This is a genomic window from Pseudomonas sp. P5_B2, from assembly GCF_056400445.1.
Genome location: NZ_JBFULH010001272.1, coordinates 1 through 772, shown reverse-complemented (window position 1 = coordinate 772; position 772 = coordinate 1). Strand labels below are relative to the sequence as shown.

The 772-nt window shown below is 55.6% G+C and carries 2 protein-coding genes; both read left to right on the top strand.

What is annotated here, in order from left to right:
* Positions 1-17: 17 nt before the first annotated feature.
* Positions 18-443, top strand: a complete 426-nt coding sequence (locus AC1DRJ_RS30695; RefSeq protein ID WP_477805418.1) for an HIT family protein — start codon at positions 18-20, stop codon at positions 441-443.
* 3 nt (positions 444-446) lie between these two features.
* Positions 447-653 carry a SlyX family protein gene (locus tag AC1DRJ_RS30690; RefSeq protein WP_477790670.1) on the top strand — a complete coding sequence of 69 codons (207 nt, stop codon included), beginning with the start codon at positions 447-449 and terminating at the stop codon, positions 651-653.
* The last annotated feature ends 119 nt before the right edge of the window (positions 654-772 follow it).

The following is a 772-nucleotide window of genomic DNA, read 5'->3' as shown; positions in this document are numbered from 1 at the left end:
CGGCGGGAGTGCGCACAGTGTTCGCTTTAGATCCACGGCTTCAACAAGACACGCTACCGATCGGGGATTTTCCGCTCTGTCGGTTGCTGTTATCCAACGATTCGAATTACCCCTGGTTCATCCTGGTGCCTCGTCGCGACGATATCAGTGAGATATTTCAGTTGAGTGTCGCCGAACAGCAACAGCTGTGGCAGGAGACAACTGCCTTGGCTGAAACGCTGAAGGATTCGTTCGATGCCGACAAGTTGAACATTGCGGCCTTGGGTAACGTTGTCAGTCAGTTGCACATGCATGTGATTGTGCGTAAGCGTGACGACGCAGTCTGGCCTGCTCCAGTCTGGGGCAAACTGCCGGCCACGCCCTACACTGCGGAGCAGATCGCAGCGATTCGCGAGCGCCTGCGTTTGGTATTAGCCGAAGACTTTAGGTTTCTGGAGGGTTGAGTCATGAGCCTGGAAGAACGTGTTACCGATCTGGAGAGCCAGTTGGCGTTTCAGGATGACGCCCTTCAGTCATTGAGTGATGTGCTGGCGACGCAGCAGCGTGCAGTTGAACGCCTGCAGCTGCAAATGGCTGCACTGCTCAAGCGGCAGGAGGAAATGGCCGGCCAATTCGAAACCTTCGAAGAGGAAGCGCCACCGCCGCATTACTGACTTTTTATGATAAGGAAGCAGGCAATAAAAAACCGCGAGCAGCCAGGCTGCTCGCGGTTTTTTTTAGCCTTGAATCAGCGGCGCGGCAGGGCGGCGATCACATCTTCGGCTTGCAGGCC